Source organism: Chitinimonas taiwanensis DSM 18899, assembly GCF_900119825.1.
In the GTDB taxonomy this organism is placed as follows: domain Bacteria; phylum Pseudomonadota; class Gammaproteobacteria; order Burkholderiales; family Chitinimonadaceae; genus Chitinimonas; species Chitinimonas taiwanensis.
In genome coordinates this window covers 99,463-114,921 of record NZ_FPKR01000012.1, presented here as the reverse complement: position 1 = coordinate 114,921, position 15,459 = coordinate 99,463, and the positions used below count along the sequence as shown (strand labels likewise).

The following is a 15,459-nucleotide window of genomic DNA, read 5'->3' as shown; positions in this document are numbered from 1 at the left end:
GAATACGTGAAGTGCGCTAAAATCGCACACTTTCCCGCTTCGCACAAACCCGCCCATGGAACGCATCCAAACCCTGCAGCAGTGGCTGCAAAGCCAGCTGACTCAGCCCTTTAGCCTATCCGAGCCGATTGGCGATGCCAGCAGCCGGCGCTATTTCCGCCTGACCCTGGCCAATGGCGAGACGCGCATGGTCATGGATGCGCCGCCCGAGCGGAATGCGCTGGCACCGTTTATCCAGATGGCCGAACGCCTGCAGGGCGCGGTGCGCGTACCGCGCGTGCTGGCGCAGGAACTCACCCAGGGCTTTCTGCTGCTGGATGATCTCGGTGATATCGATCTGCAGCGCGCACTGGCCGCGCTGCGGCCCTTGGCCGACCCCGCGCTCAGCCAGCGCGAGCAGGAAGAGCAGGAGCGTGCGCTGTGTGCCCAGGCCGAGGTGCTGTACCGCTGGGTGATTAGCGATCTGCTGGCCCTGCAGCAGCAGGCGCCAACCGAGGGTTTGCCTGTCTACGATGCGCAAACCATGGTTGATGACCTGAACCGCTTCGCCGAATGGTATGCCGACCGCCACCTGGGCCGCCCGCTGGCCGGCGAGGACCTGGCGCTGTGGGAGCGTGCGCGCGCGCTGCTGGTGGCGCGTGCCCAGGCCCAGGGCAAGGTGCTGATCCATTTCGACTTCCATTGCCGCAATCTCCTGGTTGGCCACGCCACCGGCCCACAGCGCGGGCTGGCCGAGCGCGTCGGCATCATCGACTTCCAGGACGCGCGCCTCGGGCCGATCTGCTACGACCTCGCCTCGCTGCTCAAGGATATGTATGTGCAGTGGCCCGAGTCGCTGCGCCTTGAGCTGGTGATACGCTACTGGGAGGGTGCGCGCCAGGCCGGCCTGCCGGTACCGGCCAGCTTCGATGCTTTCTATGCCGAGTTCGAGATCATGGGCGTGTTCCGCCAGATCCGTACCCTGGGTACTTTTGCCCGCCTTGCGCACCGTGATGGCAAGACTCAGTACCTGGACGATATGCCGGTGGCGATCAGCTATCTGCGCGAAACCTGCGCGCGCTATACCGAGCTGCATCCGCTCTACAAGCTGATCAATAAGCTGACCGATTTCGTACCCGGCGTCGGCTACACCTTCTAAGGGAGGTGCTGATTGATTTGGCGCCTCGCTCACGCGCGAAGGTGGCATCCATCAGCGTCTCCCTAAGCCCCAGTCGGGTGCGCGCGCCGGCCGCATGCACCCGACGCTTAACCTGCCGCGGCCAACGCCTTGCCTCTTAGCGCACTCGCTCTCGTCATCATCGCGGCCTTCACCCACGCCTCGTGGAATCTACTGGCCAAGCGCGCGGCGGACAGCCGGCATTTCGTCTGGCTGTACTCGGCCGGCACGGTGCTGCTGTGGGCGCCGGTCATCGGCCTGCTGTTCTGGCATGATGCGCCGCAGCTGGACTGGCGCGACGGCCTGGCCCTGCTGGTCAGCGCGCTGCTGCATACCGCTTACTCGCTGGCCCTGCAGCGTGGCTACAAGGTGGCCGATCTATCAGTCGTCTATCCGATGGCGCGCGGCACCGGCCCCTTGATTGCCTTCTTCGGCGCGATACTGGTGCTGGGCGAACGGCCGGGCTGGCTGGCCGCCCTGGGAGCCCTGCTGGTGGTGGCCGGGGTGTTCTGGCTGGCCGGTGGCCCGCAACTGTTGCGCCCCGGCACCGATAAGCGCGGCCTGCTGTGGGGCGTGCTGACCGGTGCTTTCATCGCTGCCTACACGGTCTGGGACGGCTACTCGGTCAAGGTCTTGCTGCTGTCGCCCTTCCTGGTCGACTATGTGGGCAATCTGCTGCGCTTCATGTTGCTGCTGCCGCGTGCGCTGGCCGACCGCGCCGCGCTGTGGCCGGAATGGCTGCGTTACTGGAAGCCGGCCCTGGGCGTGAGCGTGCTGGGGCCCTTGGGTTACACGCTGGTGCTGTTTGCCATGCAGCAGGCCCCGGTCAGCCATGTGGCGCCGGCGCGCGAGTTATCGATGATGGTGGGCGCCTGGTATGGTGCCAAGCTGCTGGATGAGGGCGAGCTGTCGCGTCGCCTGCTGGCGGCGGCCATCATCGTGGCTGGCGTGCTCTGCCTTGCGCTGGGCTGAACTTCCCTTCATTGCTATCTGTCAGGACCTCCCATGAGCTATCCGCAAGCCCACCACGGCCCCCGCCTGTACGACTTCCGTTCCGACACGGTGACCAAGCCCACGCCGGCCATGCTGGCGGCCATGGCCGCAGCCGAAGTGGGTGACGATGTCTGGGGCGATGACCCGACGGTGAACCGCCTGCAGGCGGTGGCGGCCGAGCGGCTCGGTTTCGAGGCCGGCCTGTTCGCCCCTTCGGGCACCCAGAGCAATCTGATTGGCCTATTGACCCACTGCCAGCGCGGCGATGAATACCTGGTTGGCCAGGATGCGCACACGTACAAGTACGAAGGCGGTGGCGCCGCGGTGCTCGGTTCCATCCAGCCGCAGCCGCTCGAGAACGCCGCTGACGGCAGCATTCCACTCGCCAAGCTGCAGAAGGCGGTCAAGCCGCGCGATGCCCACTTCGCGCGCACCCGCCTGTTGGCGCTGGAAAACACTATCGGCGGCAAGCTGTTACCAGCCGCCTATGTGGCCGAGGCGACCGCCTGGGCCAAGGGCATCGGCCTGGCCACCCATCTGGACGGCGCACGGCTCGCCAATGCGGCGGTGGCCAGTGCACGCAGCTTGCGCGAGATGAGCGCGGGTTTTGACTCGGTGTCGCTCTGTCTGTCCAAGGGCCTGGGCGCGCCGGTCGGCTCGCTCCTGCTGGGCAGCCGCGCTTTCATCGACGAGGCCAAGCGCTGGCGCAAGATGCTCGGTGGCGGCATGCGCCAGGCCGGCATCCTGGCCGCGGCCGGCCTGTATGCGCTCGACCACCATCTCGAACGTCTGGCTGAGGACCACGAGAACGCCGCACGGCTGGCCCAGGGTCTGGCCGCGCTGCCCGGCCTGAGCGTGCTCGCACCGCAGACCAATATCGTCTTCGTGAGCGTGGATGCCGCGATTGCCGAGCGCTTCGCCGCCCATCTGGCCGGGCAGGGCATTCTGATCAGCGGCAGCACCGAGCAGCGCTGGGTCACCCATCTCGATGTGGATGCGGCAGCGGTGGATGCCGCTTTGGCGGTGGCGCAGCGCTTCTTTGGCTAGAGTGAGTCGGCTCTAGCACGGTGTATATCCAGGCCGGCACCACCTGCCGGCCGCCGGGCGGCGTATCATCGGGCCGCCTTCCTTGCCCCGCCTGCATGCCATGATCGTCCGTCCCCGCCCACATTGGTTGCGCCTGCTTTTCGTCTGGCGCGGTTCGCTGCTCTTGCGCATCCTGCCCCAGCTGGCGTTGGTGGTGCTGTTGGCCAGTGCGGTCACGCTTAGCCACGGCGAGCTGGCCGATCGCAAGATCACCCTGACCGCCACCCCCTTCACCCTGATCGGCATTGCGCTGGCCATCTTCCTGGCCTTTCGCAATAACGCCAGTTACGACCGCTACTGGGAGGCACGCAAGCTGTGGGGCGTGCTGCTGATTGAATCGCGCGCGCTGGCACGCCAGCTGCTGACTCTGCCCAAGCAGGCGCCCGAGCACACGCATGCGGCCATCGATCTGATCATTGCCAGCGTGGTGGCGCTGCGCCAGCAGCTGCGCGAAGAGAACAAGCCGGCCGAGCTGGCGGGCTGGATGAGTGCGGCGGAGTTCGCGCGCCTGCAGGCGGCGCGTGCCAAGCCGAGCTTTATCCTGCTCTTGCTGGGCGAAAGGCTGCGCGCGCTGCGCGAGGCCGGTGCGCTGTCCGACTGGCTGCTGCCGCCGCTGGAAGCGCATATCGATGCGCTGAGTGCCGCCATCGGCGGTTGCGAACGCATCGCCGGCACGCCCTTGCCCTTTGCCTATTCGGTCATCCTGCACCGCACTGTATATATGTTCTGCGCGCTCTTGCCCTTCGGTCTGGTCGACAGCATCGGTGCGATGACCCCCTTGATGGTCGGCTTCGTGGCCTATACCTTCTTCGCCCTGGAGGCGATAGGCGAGGAGATCGAGGAGCCGTTCGGCACCAGTGCCAATGACCTGCCCCTGGATGCGTTGAGCCGTGGCATCGAGCTGAATTTGCGCGAGCTGCGCGGTGAGACCGATCTGCCGCTGCCGCCCCAGCCAATAGACTTCATCCTGCGTTGAACCCGAAAGGCCCCGCCATGCGCGCCATGATTCTTGCCGCCGGCCGCGGCGAGCGGATGCGTCCGCTTACTGACACCACCCCCAAGCCGCTGCTCGATGTGGGCGGCACGCCGCTGATAGGCTGGCATCTGAAGAAACTGGCCGCCGCCGGGGTGCGCGAGGTGGTGATCAACCATGCCTGGCTGGGCGAGCAGATCGAGGCCTGCCTGGGTGACGGCAGTGCCTATGGTGTGCAGATCCAGTATTCGGCCGAGGGTAAGGCGCTGGAAACCGCTGGCGGGGTGGCCAAGGCCTTACCCCTGCTAGGCACGGCGCCCTTCATCCTGCTCTCGGCCGATATCTATACCGACTACCCCTATGCCCGCCTGGTGGCGGCCGCGCAGGCGCTGGCGGCCGAGCCGCAGCGGCTCGCGCATCTGGTGCTGGCACCCACCACGCGCTACCAGCTCGACTTCAGCCTGGACGAGGCGGGCTGGGTGCGTGGCGATGCGGCACCGCAGTACACCTATGCCAATCTTGGCGTGCTGCGGCCCGAGCTGGTGGCCAGCGTGGTGGCCGGTCAGGCGGCCAAGCTTGGCCCCTTGCTGCACCAGTTTGCCGCCGCAGGCCGCATCAGCGGCGAGGCCTATGCTGGGCCATGGCTGAATGTGGGCAGCCCGGCCGATCTGGCCGAGGCGCGCGCGGCCGCTAGTCGCCAAACCCACGCAGGTTGAAGCCAAAGGCATAGCGTGCCAGATAGGCGCCGTCAGCCCGGCGCCGAGGAGCGCATCATGCGTACGCTGATTTTTGCCCTGATCGCCATCGTGTTGGCCGCCTAGTGGTGGCTAGCACCGCTGCCTCGCCGGGCTGATCCGTTTCAGGTCGGCTCGGCCCGTGTGGCGCGTGGGCGGTCGAGCAGGGCCCACGCCAGGCTTAGCGCAATCGCGATCGCGGTGGCCACCAGCAGCACCCGATAGGCGAGTTCGGTACTCAGGCCCTGTTGTTCGAGGCTATGCAGTGCAAAGCCCGCGCCGGCCTGCACGCTGAAGGCCACGATGAAGATCAGCAGATTGACCGAGGTATTCGCCCGCCCGGCTAGCGCCACCGGGAAACGCGCGGTGAGCACCGCGTAACACAGGCTGCCACCCATGCCGGTCAGTGCATAGAACATGGTCAGCACGAGCGGCGGCAGGCCGACATTGAAGGCCAATAGCAGGGTGGCCAGCACATGCAGGCCGCAGGCCAGGCCATATACCGATAGCGCGCTCATGCCCTGCCTGGCCAACCGGGTCGCCAGCTGGCCCCAGCCCAGCGCCCCCACCGCACCCGCTACCATCATCCAGAACAAGGCATGGCCAACCGCCGCCTCGTCCAGCAGGCGCACATGACGCAGCCACTGCCCGACCCACAGGCCCTGCATGGCCATGTGGGCGCCCAGGGCCAGGGCGGCCACCAGGGCCAGGCTCCAGAATGCGCGCGCACGGAACACCGACCAGGTGCCGCGCAGATTGTCGGCCAGGCTTTCCGGCCGCGCACTGTGTGGCGCATCGGGCACCGTAGTCCACAGCAGCAGGCTGGCCAGCAGACCCACGCTGCCGGCGGCCAGGAAGGCGCCCGGTATGCCGGCCACCCCCACCAGCCAGGCAATCGGTAGTGTGGACGCTACCGCGCCAATCAAACCCCAGACATGCACCCAGGCATTCATGGCCGGCAGCTCGTGCAGGCCAAACCATTGCGCATTCGACTTGATGGCCGTCATCAGGCAGCCGGACACGCCGAGGCCAATCAGCCCACGGGCCAGCAGCAGGCTGGCCTCACTCTTGCCCAGCGCGAACAAGCCGCAACCGGCCACCGCCACCAGCAGCAGCCAGGCATTGACCCGGCGCGGGCCGAAGCGGTCGATGGCAATGCCGATCGGCAGCTGAGCCGCGGCAAAGGTCAGGAAGTAGACGGCGGTCAGCAGGCCCAGCGTGGCTTCGGAAATACCCAGTTCACTGCTCAGGCGTGGCGCGATAGCCGCGTTCACGGTGCGTAGGCCATAGGAAAAGAAATAGCCAAGGGCAAACGGGGCGAGCAGGCGCAAGGCGGAGACAGATTGGGCAGGCATGGGGGGATTCTGCCTGAACTGCACGCCGCACTTGCGGTACGGCTTCACGGCCCGGCCCGCAACTGTCCACCCGTACCGACCGGCTAGTGCTGCCGCTCTAGGGCCAGAAACTGCCCCTGAGCGTCACCTCGCGGCGCAGTGCGCGGGCAGGGTAGCCAGAAATGCCTATGGCATGAAAGCTGCTGTGCTCGCGGCGAACTTCTATTCCTGGAGCTGTGTGATGAATCCCGCATTTCTGCGCCCGGCGCGCAAGCTGGCCTCGCTGCTGGCCCTGGCATTGACCCTGGCTGCCTGCGGCGGTGGAGGTGGCGGAAGCGAGAACGATGCCGGTCCGCAGCAGCCGGCGGCGCCGGTTAGCAAGACCGAAGCCGCCCGCTTTCTGAGCCAATCGACCTATGGTGCCAATGAGGCCAGCATCAACCATCTGGCCAGCGTCGGCTATGCGCGTTGGCTGGACGAGCAGTTCAGTAAGCCACTGAGCCCCTTCAAGGCCCATATCGACAGGACGATTGCCGATTACGCGGCAGCCGGCACCGGTTCGGTCAATACCAACGATGTCTGGGAGGCCTATTGGAAGCAGGCGATTGCCGGTGAGGACCAGCTGCGTGCCCGGGTGGCATTCGCCCTGTCGCAGATTCTGGTGATTTCCGCCGCCGGCGATTCGCTGGGCGGGCGCCCGCGCACCGTGGCCGGCTACTACGATGTGCTGCAGACGCATAGCTTCGGCAACTTCCGCCAACTGCTCAATGATGTGACCCTGCATCCGGGCATGGCGCTGTACCTGACCTATATGGCCAACCGCAAGGAATCGGCCACCCGCGTGCCGGATGAAAACTATGCGCGCGAGATCATGCAGCTGTTCACCATCGGCCTGCACCAGCTCAACCCGGATGGCACGCTCAAGCGCGATGGCAGTGGCAATCCGATTCCGACCTACACCAATGAGGATGTGACCGGCCTGGCCAAGGTGTTTACCGGTTGGAGCTGGGGTGGACCGGACAATAGCAATAGCCGTTTTGGTGGCGGCACGCCCGACCCGAATCGCGACATCCTGCCCCTGCAGGCCTACCCGAACTATGCCTCGGTATCGGAAAAGAAATTCCTGGGCGTGACGATTGCGGCGCGCAGCACGGCAACGGTGGCCGATATGCAGGCCGATCTGAAGCTGGCGCTGGACACGCTGTTCAATCATCCGAATGTCGGACCCTTTGTCGGCCGCCAGCTGATTCAGCGCCTGGTGACCAGCAACCCGTCCCCCGCCTATGTGCAGCGCGTGGCGGCGGCCTTTGCCAATAACGGCAGTGGCGTGCGCGGCGATATGAAGGCGGTGATCCGCGCGGTGTTGCTGGATAACGAGGCGCGCGATGCCAACCTCGCCAGCAGCACGCAGTTCGGCAAGCTACGTGAGCCGGTGATCCGTCTTGCCCACTGGGCACGCGCGTTCAACGCGACCTCCAAGTCGGGCACTTTCATGATTCAGAATCTGAACAACCCGATTTCGCAGCTTGCGCAAACGCCGCTGTTCTCGCCCTCGGTGTTCAATTTCTTCCGCCCCGGCTATGTGCCGGGCGGTACGGCCATCGGCAACGCTGGCCTGGTGGCGCCCGAGTTGCAGATCACCAATGAAGCCTCGGTGGTCGGCTATCTGAACTTCATGAATGACGCGATACGCAATGGCACCGGTAGCGGTCGCGATGTTCTGCCCAATTACGCGGCCGAGATCGCCCTGGCCGATGACGCTGCCAAGCTGCAGGCGCGGGTTGATCTGCTGCTCACGCATGGTCAGCTCAGCGCGGCTACGCGTGACGAAATCATCAATGCGATTGCCGCGATCAGCATTCCCAAACCGGCTGCCGATGGCAGCACGACCAATGTGGACAATGCGCGCAAGAACCGCGTGTATACCGCCATTTTCCTGACCATGGCTTCGCCCGAATACCTGGTGCAGAAGTAAGGAGCCCCGCATGAAACCGTTCAATGCCTCACGTCGCGAATTCCTGCGCGCCAGCTCCGCCCTCTCGCTGGCCGGTGTCGGTGGTGCGCCTTTCCTGATGAATCTGGCCACCATGTCGGCCGCAGCGGCCGCCAATGCACCGGCCGATTACAAGGCCCTGGTCTGCTTGTTCATGTCGGGCGGCAACGATACCCACAATATGGTGCTGGCCACGGACCCGACTTCCTTTGCCAGCTATACCCAGGTGCGTTCGACGGCCGACGCCGGCTCCATCGCCATGGCGCAGAACATCCTGCTGCCGATCAGCGCGCGCGATGCCCAGGCCAAGAACGCCGGGCGCAGCTTTGCCCTGCACCCGCGCATGGTCAATATCCAGAACCTGTTCGCGGCACAGCGCGCCGCGGTGATCGCCAATGTGGGCCCCTTGCTCGCACCCTTGAACAAGGCGCAATGGACGGCACGCTCGGTGCCCACCCCGCCCAATCTGTTCTCGCACAATGACCAGCAGTCGACCTGGCAAGCCTTTGCCCCCGAGGGCGCGCTGACCGGCTGGGGTGGACGCATGGCCGATCTCTTGATGAGCATGAATGGCACGCCATTGCTGACCGCGGTATCGACCAGCGGCAAAGCCACCTTGCTGAATGCGAATTCCGCCATCCAGTACCAGGTCACCAGCAGCGGCGCGGTGGCTATCAATGGCTTGAACAGCAATCTATACGGTTCGGCGGCCGGTTCCGCTGCCTTGCGCCGCATCCTGACCGGTGGGCGCAGCCACATGTTCGAAGCCGAACAAGCGGCCATCACCAACCGTGCCATTGATCTGCAGGCGGTGCTCAGCACCAATATGCTGCCACGCTACAACGCCACCAGCGCGCCGAACGGCATTCCCGACCCGGCCGTGGTGGTCAATCCCGCCACCGGCAACAATATCGATAATGGCCTGGCTAACCAGTTCCAGACCGTGGCGCGCATGATGGGTGGTGCCAGCGCACTCGGCATGCGCCGGCAGGTGTTCTTCGTGAATATCGGCGGCTTCGATACCCACGATAATCTGAACAACACCCTGAACGATCTGTATGCGCGCATTGACCATGCGATCAATTACTTCGATGGCGTGCTGGAAAGCCTGGGCATGCGCAATATGGTCACCACCTTCACCGCCTCGGACTTCGGGCGCACGCTGTCCAGCAATGGCGATGGCAGCGACCACGGCTGGGGCGCACACCACTTCGTATTCGGCGGCGCGGTGAATGGCGGCGATGTGTACGGCCGCTTCCCGACCATCGGCGTGAACACCAGCGACGATGTCGGCTCGGGCCGTCTCTTACCGGCCCTGTCGGTCGAGCAGTACGCGGCCACGCTGGCGCGCTGGTTCGGGCTGAGCGAGAGCCAGATCAACGATGTCTTCCCGCGCCTGGTCAACTTTGGCTCGGAACGCGATCTGGGCTTTATGCGCGTCTGATTGCACGCTACCGCAAAACAAAAGGCCGGCGATTGCCGGCCTTTTGTTTGCTGGGGCTCCGCTCAGGCCAGCAGGGTCTTCATGCGCTCGCAGGCGCGCACCAGGCCGCGCGTGATGCCCGGCTCCCAGGCCGAGTGGCCAGCGTCCGGCACGATTTCCAGGCTGGAACCGGGCCAAGCCTGGTGTAACTCCCAGGCCGACACCGGCGGGCACAGCACATCGTAGCGGCCCTGGATGGTGATCATCGGCAGATGGGCGATCTTGCCCACATTGGCGAGCAGATCGTTTTCGGGCAGGAAGATGCGGTTGACGAAGTAATGCGCCTCGATGCGCCCCACGCCCAGCGCCACGCCATCGGCGCCGTAATTGGCCTGCACGGCCGGGTCGGGTTGCAGGGTCGCGCACTCGCCCTCGTACACGCTCCACACCTTGGCGGCCGGCATATGCACGGCCGGGTCGGGGTCATTCAAGCGGGTGTGGAAGTGACCGAGCAGATTGTCGCGCTCGGCTTCGGGCAGATAGCCGGCGAAGCGCTGCCAGGCTTCCGGGAAGAACTGGCGCATGCCGCGCATGAACCAGTCGATTTCCCACAGCCGGCACAAGAAGATGCCGCGCAGCACGAAGCCGAGGCAGCGCTCGGGATGGGCCTCACCATAAGCGAGTGCCAGCGTGGAGCCCCAGGAGCCGCCGAAAACCAGCCAGCGCTCCACGCCGAGCAGCTCGCGCAGGTATTCGATATCGGCGATCAGGTGCTGGGTGCTGTTGTCGCGCAGCTCGCCCAGCGGGGTGGAGCGGCCGGCGCCACGCTGATCGAAGATGATGATGCGGTAGTAGGCGGGGTCGAAGAACTGGCGGTGCTTGGGGCTGGCACCGGCGCCTGGGCCGCCATGCAGGAAGAGCACTGGCACGCCCTGCGGGTTGCCCGATTCTTCCCAGTACAGGGTGTGGATCGCATCGATGGGCAGCATGCCGCTGCGGTGCGGTTCGATGGCGGGATAGAGTTCGCTGCGTTCGGTCATGGACGTGGTTTCCGTCTTGGCTAAGCCGGCATGATACGGCTGGCTGGTGCACACGGCCAACGCACGGTGCGCGACCGCGCGCCGGCCGGCGGGTAAAATGCCGCCATTCCCAGCTTGCGAGTCCACCATGAGCGCACCCGACGCGAACCTGACCGTTGACCTGTCCGGCCTGAACTGCCCCTTGCCGATTCTGCGCGCCAAGAAGGCGTTGGCCGATCTGCCCAGCGGCACCGTGCTGCAGCTGATCTGTACCGACCCCGGCACGCCCAGCGATTTCGAGGCCTTCTGCCGCCAGACCGGCCATGCGCTCAGCCACTATGCGGTGCAGGACGGCAAGTTCCTGTTCTGGATTACCCGGCGCTGAGCATGGCCGCCTTGGACGACTACCTGGCGCTCGACCTGCTGACCTTGCGTGCGCATACCGAGGCGGCTGGCGATCAGCTCGACCCGGCTGAGCAGGCCGCGCGCCTGCGCGAGGCACTGGCGCTCGGTGAGGTGGTCGAGGTGCGTCAGGGCGCCTTGCTGCAGGCCTATAGCATGCTGCGCCCGCAGGATGGTTACTGGCTGGTCACCGCCTTCAACACCCATCCCGCCCACCGCAATGGCGGCGTGCTGCGCGCCCTCTTGCAGCAGCTGTGGCTGCGTGTGCAGGCGCACGGCATCCAGGAGCTGCGCAGCCACGTCTATCACAGCAATACCCGCTCGCTCGCCTTTCACCGCAAGCTCGGCTTTGTGCCGGGCCGGCAGAATGCGCGCGGCGTGGAACTGATACTGCCGGTCGCCCGCCTGCGCGAGCACGCGCTGCTGACCGGTCTTTAACCTCACTTCCCCTAGCCCCGGACGCTTCCCATGACCCAAATCACCCTGATCCGCCCCGACGACTGGCATCTGCACCTGCGCGATGGCGAGGCGCTGAAGGCAGTACTGCCCGATACCGCACGCCGCTTCGGCCGCGCCATCGTGATGCCGAATCTGAAGCCGCCGGTACGTACGGTGGCCGATGCCGCGGCTTACCGCGAGCGCATCCTGGCGGCCATTCCAGCCGGCATGCGCTTCGAGCCGCTGATGACGCTCTACCTGACCGACGTGACCCCGCCCGAGGAGATTGCCCGTATCAAGGACAGCGGCTTCGTGAAGGCGGTCAAGCTCTACCCGGCCGGCGCCACCACCAATTCCGATGCCGGCCTCACCGATATCAAGAAGGCCATGCCCACGCTGGCCGCTATGGCCGAGCTCGGTGTGCCGCTGCTCGTGCATGGCGAAGTGACCGACCCGAATGTGGACGTGTTCGACCGCGAGGCGGTGTTCATCGAGCAGGTGATGAAGCCGCTGCTTGAGCAGCTGCCCGATTTGAAAGTGGTGTTCGAACACATCACCACCCAGCAGGCCGCGCAGTTTGTGTGGAGCGCCGGCGCCAATGTGGCGGCCACCCTGACCGCCCACCATCTGCTGATGAACCGCAATGCGCTGTTCCAGGGCGGTATCCGCCCGCACCACTACTGCCTGCCGGTGCTCAAGCGCGAGGTACACCGCCAGGCCCTGCTGGAGATGGCGGTCAGCGGCAGCCCGAAATTCTTTCTCGGCACCGATAGCGCGCCACATGGCAAGTCCACCAAGGAAGCGGCCTGTGGCTGCGCCGGCATGTACACGGCGAATAACGGCATCGAGCTGTATGCCGAGGCCTTCGATAGCGTGGGGGCGCTGGACAAGCTGGAAGGCTTTGCCAGCCGTTTCGGCCCGCTGTTCTATGGCCTGCCGGCCAATCCGGACACGATCACGCTGATCAAGGAAAGCACGCCGGTGGCGGTCGAGCTGCCCTATGTGGGCAGCGACACGCTTGTGCCCTTGCGCGCGGGCGAAACGGTGGCCTGGCGCCTGCAGGACTGAGCACGCGCTATCTCGCTCAACAAGCCGCGCTTAGCGCGGCTTTTTCTTTGCCAGGATGAGCTGGACGTGCGTATGCGCGCCTGGCTTGCGGCCCTGCGGAACGGAATGGGGGAGGTGGAAGTGGTAGTGCGCGGGGAGGGGCTACGGCCGCCTTGTGGGAGGCCGTATCCGTGCCGGTCGCCTTGTGGGAGGCAGGAACGGAATGCAATGTTGCTGGGAGTGTTCACCCTGTGCGGGATGGTTTGCGCCATGCGACCCAGTGGATGACGGGGTCTATGCAGTCAGCATTCCATGCCGGCACGATCATGGGTTGAGGGCCCGGTGCAGCATTGGGGCGCAGTATTCCAAAGCCGCTTCATTGTATCTACTCATATTTGTATATCAGGTATGCGTATTTGTTATGTAGTCCACTACAGGCTTACCATGCCTGCCTTGCCCGCTTGGGCTGATGCGCCACCTTGGGGCCTATATGCTGCGTTTTCGCCAGATCGAAGCTTTCCGCTACCTGATGCAGACCGGCAGCAGCGTGGGTGCCGCACGTCAGATGCATGTGACCCAGCCGGCCATCAGTCGCCTGATTGCTGATCTGGAGTCGGATGTCGGCTTTGCACTGTTTGACCGCAATAAGGGCCGCCTGCTGCCCACGCCGGCCGCCATCCGTTTCTATCGCGCGGTGGAGGAGAACTTCCTTGGCCTGGCCCGCCTCAAGCAGGTGGCCGACACCATACGCCAGGACACGCCGGAGAGCCTGGTGGTGGCCTGCCTGCCGGTGCTGTCCACCGTGCTGCTGCCAGCCGTGCTGCGCGAGTTCTATCGCTACCGGCCCACGGTGCCGGTCGATATCTATGCGCAGAACACGCCCGAGATTCTGGCCCGCCTGCAGGACCGCAAGGCCGATGTGGCGCTGGGCCTCGCGCTGCCGCCGGTGGCGGGTATTGAGACCGAAGCCTTGCTGGAAACCCCGGTGCTGTGCGCGATGCCGGTTGGTCACCCGCTGAGCCGGCTCGACCTGGTGCGCCCCAAGGACCTCGATGGCCTGGCCATGGTGGGCTGGCTGCCCGATGGCAGTGCGGCCTACCGCGAGGAACAGATGATTCTGGACAAGGCCGGCGTGCGCCCGCACTACCTGGTGCGCACCCATACCGCGCATACGCGCTATGCGATGGTGGCGAATGGTTTCGGGGTGTCGATTGTGGAGCCGTTCGCGGCGCAGATCTGGCAGGCGAATGGCGTGGTGTTGCGGCCGTTCGAATCGAATATCCGCTACCAGTACATGCTGGCCTACCCGAGTGCCGGGGCAAGCACCCCGCTGCTGGCTGAGTTCTGCGATACGGTGCGCAAGGTGGCCAAGTCGCTCAAGCTGGTCGGCGGTACGCCGGCCTACCAGGAAAAATAGCGGCTGCCGTGCTGCTTGAGCCAAGCGCGCTTGTGCCGCCAGTCGGGGCAGGCGCTGGCCACCAGGGTCCAGAAGCGCTCGGAATGGTTAAGCTCGACTAGATGGCAAAGCTCATGGATGACCACATAGTCGATGACTGGCAGCGGCGCCTGCATCAGTCGCCAGTTCAGGCGGATGACCGCGCCGCTGGTGCAGCTGCCCCAGCGCGTGCCGGCGCTCGATAGCTTGAAGTCGTGATAGCGCAGATTCAGCCGGCCGGCCCAGAGCGCCAGGCGCTCGGCCAGGAACACGCGCGCCTCGCGCCGCATCAGTTTTTCCAGCGCGGCGGGAATATCGGCCGTGCTGTGCGCCACCAGCTGAAGGCTATCGGCCTCCACGCGCGCGCGGCTGAAGCCGATTTGCAGCGCATGCGGCTCGCCCAGCCAGTCTATGCGCGCACCGGCCACCAAGGCGGTCGGCTCGGGGCGGGCGGCCATGGCGTCGAGTTTGCTGGCGATCCAGTTCGCCTTCTGGTGCAGGATGGCGTCGAGCTCGGCCAGTGGAAAGCGCTGCGGCACGCTGACGGTCAGGCCGTCCGGCCCGATCTTCAGCCCCACGCTGCGCCGGCTGGCGCGCTTGAGCGTGAAGTCCACGGTGCGCCCGTTCAGCTGCAGGGCGCGGCGGATTTCAGCCTGCGAGCGCATTGCTACCGTGGATTTCCGCTGGCTTGCGCGACTTCGGCCAGCACGGGCCCACGCCACTGATGCGCACCATCTCGGCCTCTATCCATGCTTCCACCGCTTCGCTGACCTGCTCGGGCGTTTTGCCCTGGGTGGGGATGGCCGGGCCGATCGAGATGGTGATCTCGCCCGGATACTTGAGGAAGCTGTTACGCGGCCAGAACTCGCCCGAATTGACCGCTACCGGCACCACCGGCACGCCGGCGCCACAGGCAACGCGCGCTCCGCCCTGTTTGTAGCGGCCGCGCTGGCCGGCCGCCACCCGCGTGCCCTCGGGGAAGATGACGATCCAGGCCCCGCTGCGCAGCTTGGCACCGCCCTGCTGGATCAGCTGGCGGCTGGCTTCGCGCGGGTTGGCACGGTCGATGGCAATCGGGCGCAAGCTCCACATGCCCCAGCCAAAGAAGGGGATGCGCAGCAGCTCGCGCTTCACCACCCAGGCGGTCAGCGGCAGCATCGCCTGCAGGGCCATGGTCTCGAATGCGGACTGGTGCTTGCTCATCACCACCGCGGCCTGCGCCGGCAGGTTTTCCTGGCCGATGATGTGGCCCCTCAAGCCACAGGTCAGGGCCAGCCACCAGATGGCAAAGCGGCTCCAATAGCTGACCACCGCATAGCGGGCCTTATAGGGCAGGGGCAGGGCCAGCATGCAGCCAATCGCGCACAGCACGGTGTTCAGTGCCCAGCCAGTCATATACAGCGCAGAACGTAACCACAGCAACACG

Annotated in this window: 15 protein-coding genes; 11 read left to right on the top strand and 4 right to left on the bottom strand. The window is 65.5% G+C overall.

The window, feature by feature from the left end; all coding sequences use genetic code 11:
- The first annotated feature begins 55 nt into the window (after positions 1-55).
- The 5 genes from BT173_RS15095 (at position 56) to murU (ending at position 4,924) form a co-directional block, all read left to right on the top strand.
- Positions 56-1,138 carry an aminoglycoside phosphotransferase family protein gene (locus tag BT173_RS15095; protein WP_072429492.1) on the top strand — a complete coding sequence of 361 codons (1,083 nt, stop codon included), beginning with the start codon at positions 56-58 and terminating at the stop codon, positions 1,136-1,138.
- Positions 1,139-1,267: 129 nt separating this feature from the next.
- Positions 1,268-2,128 carry an EamA family transporter gene (locus BT173_RS15090; RefSeq protein WP_072429491.1) on the top strand — a complete coding sequence of 287 codons (861 nt, stop codon included), beginning with the start codon at positions 1,268-1,270 and terminating at the stop codon, positions 2,126-2,128.
- Positions 2,129-2,161: 33 nt separating this feature from the next.
- Entirely contained in the window at positions 2,162-3,196 is a 1,035-nt protein-coding gene (gene ltaE, locus BT173_RS15085) for a low-specificity L-threonine aldolase (RefSeq protein ID WP_308417586.1), read from the top strand.
- Positions 3,197-3,296: 100 nt separating this feature from the next.
- Positions 3,297-4,211, top strand: a complete 915-nt coding sequence (locus BT173_RS15080) for a bestrophin family protein (protein ID WP_072429490.1) — start codon at positions 3,297-3,299, stop codon at positions 4,209-4,211.
- Positions 4,212-4,228: 17 nt separating this feature from the next.
- Positions 4,229-4,924, top strand: coding sequence for an N-acetylmuramate alpha-1-phosphate uridylyltransferase MurU (gene murU / locus BT173_RS15075; RefSeq protein ID WP_072429489.1), 696 nt, complete (start codon positions 4,229-4,231; stop codon positions 4,922-4,924).
- A 143-nt stretch (positions 4,925-5,067) separates the two neighbouring features.
- Here the strand turns inward: murU and BT173_RS15070 are convergent, their stop codons facing one another.
- A complete protein-coding gene (locus BT173_RS15070; RefSeq protein ID WP_072429488.1) occupies positions 5,068-6,297 on the bottom strand; it encodes an MFS transporter in 1,230 nt (409 codons plus the stop codon).
- A gap of 220 nt (positions 6,298-6,517) precedes the next feature.
- Between BT173_RS15070 and BT173_RS15065 the strand changes: the two genes are divergently transcribed.
- Together BT173_RS15065 and BT173_RS15060 are read left to right on the top strand one after the other, a co-directional pair.
- The gene (locus BT173_RS15065; RefSeq protein ID WP_072429581.1) at positions 6,518-8,251 is read left to right on the top strand and encodes a DUF1800 domain-containing protein; all 1,734 of its coding nucleotides are present in this window, start codon (positions 6,518-6,520) and stop codon (positions 8,249-8,251) included.
- A 10-nt stretch (positions 8,252-8,261) separates the two neighbouring features.
- Positions 8,262-9,713, top strand: coding sequence for a DUF1501 domain-containing protein (locus BT173_RS15060; protein WP_072429487.1), 1,452 nt, complete (start codon positions 8,262-8,264; stop codon positions 9,711-9,713).
- Between the two features lie 62 nt (positions 9,714-9,775).
- Here the strand turns inward: BT173_RS15060 and pip are convergent, their stop codons facing one another.
- Positions 9,776-10,732 (bottom strand): prolyl aminopeptidase, encoded by a 957-nt coding sequence (gene pip, locus BT173_RS15055; RefSeq protein WP_072429486.1) that lies wholly within the window; start codon positions 10,730-10,732, stop codon positions 9,776-9,778.
- A gap of 127 nt (positions 10,733-10,859) precedes the next feature.
- On the opposite strand from pip, the gene BT173_RS15050 reads away from it, so the two are divergent.
- The 4 genes from BT173_RS15050 (at position 10,860) to BT173_RS15035 (ending at position 14,015) form a co-directional block, all read left to right on the top strand.
- Positions 10,860-11,096, top strand: coding sequence for a sulfurtransferase TusA family protein (locus BT173_RS15050; protein WP_072429485.1), 237 nt, complete (start codon positions 10,860-10,862; stop codon positions 11,094-11,096).
- Between the two features lie 2 nt (positions 11,097-11,098).
- A complete protein-coding gene (locus tag BT173_RS15045; protein WP_072429484.1) occupies positions 11,099-11,551 on the top strand; it encodes a GNAT family N-acetyltransferase in 453 nt (150 codons plus the stop codon).
- A gap of 30 nt (positions 11,552-11,581) precedes the next feature.
- Positions 11,582-12,619, top strand: a complete 1,038-nt coding sequence (pyrC, locus tag BT173_RS15040) for a dihydroorotase (RefSeq protein WP_072429483.1) — start codon at positions 11,582-11,584, stop codon at positions 12,617-12,619.
- A gap of 469 nt (positions 12,620-13,088) precedes the next feature.
- A complete protein-coding gene (locus BT173_RS15035; RefSeq protein WP_072429580.1) occupies positions 13,089-14,015 on the top strand; it encodes a LysR substrate-binding domain-containing protein in 927 nt (308 codons plus the stop codon).
- On the opposite strand, the gene BT173_RS15030 is transcribed toward BT173_RS15035, so the two are convergent.
- Together BT173_RS15030 and BT173_RS15025 are read right to left on the bottom strand one after the other, a co-directional pair.
- A complete protein-coding gene (locus BT173_RS15030) occupies positions 14,000-14,698 on the bottom strand; it encodes a M48 family metallopeptidase (protein ID WP_072429482.1) in 699 nt (232 codons plus the stop codon). The two genes, BT173_RS15035 and BT173_RS15030, sit on opposite strands and share 16 nt — an antisense overlap.
- Complete coding sequence (locus tag BT173_RS15025) at positions 14,682-15,458, bottom strand: lysophospholipid acyltransferase family protein (RefSeq protein WP_217651484.1); 777 nt, start codon at positions 15,456-15,458, stop codon at positions 14,682-14,684. The genes BT173_RS15030 and BT173_RS15025 overlap by 17 nt, the downstream gene beginning before the upstream one ends.
- Position 15,459 lies beyond the last annotated feature (1 nt).

Coding starts and splice junctions, on each gene's coding strand:
- BT173_RS15070 (WP_072429488.1), bottom strand. CDS start 6,297: ATGCCTGCCCAATCTGTCTCCGCCTTGCGCCTGCTCGCCCCGTTTGCC.
- BT173_RS15060 (WP_072429487.1), top strand. CDS start 8,262: ATGAAACCGTTCAATGCCTCACGTCGCGAATTCCTGCGCGCCAGCTCC.
- pip (WP_072429486.1), bottom strand. CDS start 10,732: ATGACCGAACGCAGCGAACTCTATCCCGCCATCGAACCGCACCGCAGC.
- pyrC (WP_072429483.1), top strand. CDS start 11,582: ATGACCCAAATCACCCTGATCCGCCCCGACGACTGGCATCTGCACCTG.
- BT173_RS15065 (WP_072429581.1), top strand. CDS start 6,518: ATGAATCCCGCATTTCTGCGCCCGGCGCGCAAGCTGGCCTCGCTGCTG.
- BT173_RS15035 (WP_072429580.1), top strand. CDS start 13,089: ATGCTGCGTTTTCGCCAGATCGAAGCTTTCCGCTACCTGATGCAGACC.
- BT173_RS15045 (WP_072429484.1), top strand. CDS start 11,099: ATGGCCGCCTTGGACGACTACCTGGCGCTCGACCTGCTGACCTTGCGT.
- murU (WP_072429489.1), top strand. CDS start 4,229: ATGCGCGCCATGATTCTTGCCGCCGGCCGCGGCGAGCGGATGCGTCCG.
- BT173_RS15080 (WP_072429490.1), top strand. CDS start 3,297: ATGATCGTCCGTCCCCGCCCACATTGGTTGCGCCTGCTTTTCGTCTGG.
- BT173_RS15050 (WP_072429485.1), top strand. CDS start 10,860: ATGAGCGCACCCGACGCGAACCTGACCGTTGACCTGTCCGGCCTGAAC.
- ltaE (WP_308417586.1), top strand. CDS start 2,162: ATGAGCTATCCGCAAGCCCACCACGGCCCCCGCCTGTACGACTTCCGT.
- BT173_RS15095 (WP_072429492.1), top strand. CDS start 56: ATGGAACGCATCCAAACCCTGCAGCAGTGGCTGCAAAGCCAGCTGACT.
- BT173_RS15030 (WP_072429482.1), bottom strand. CDS start 14,698: ATGCGCTCGCAGGCTGAAATCCGCCGCGCCCTGCAGCTGAACGGGCGC.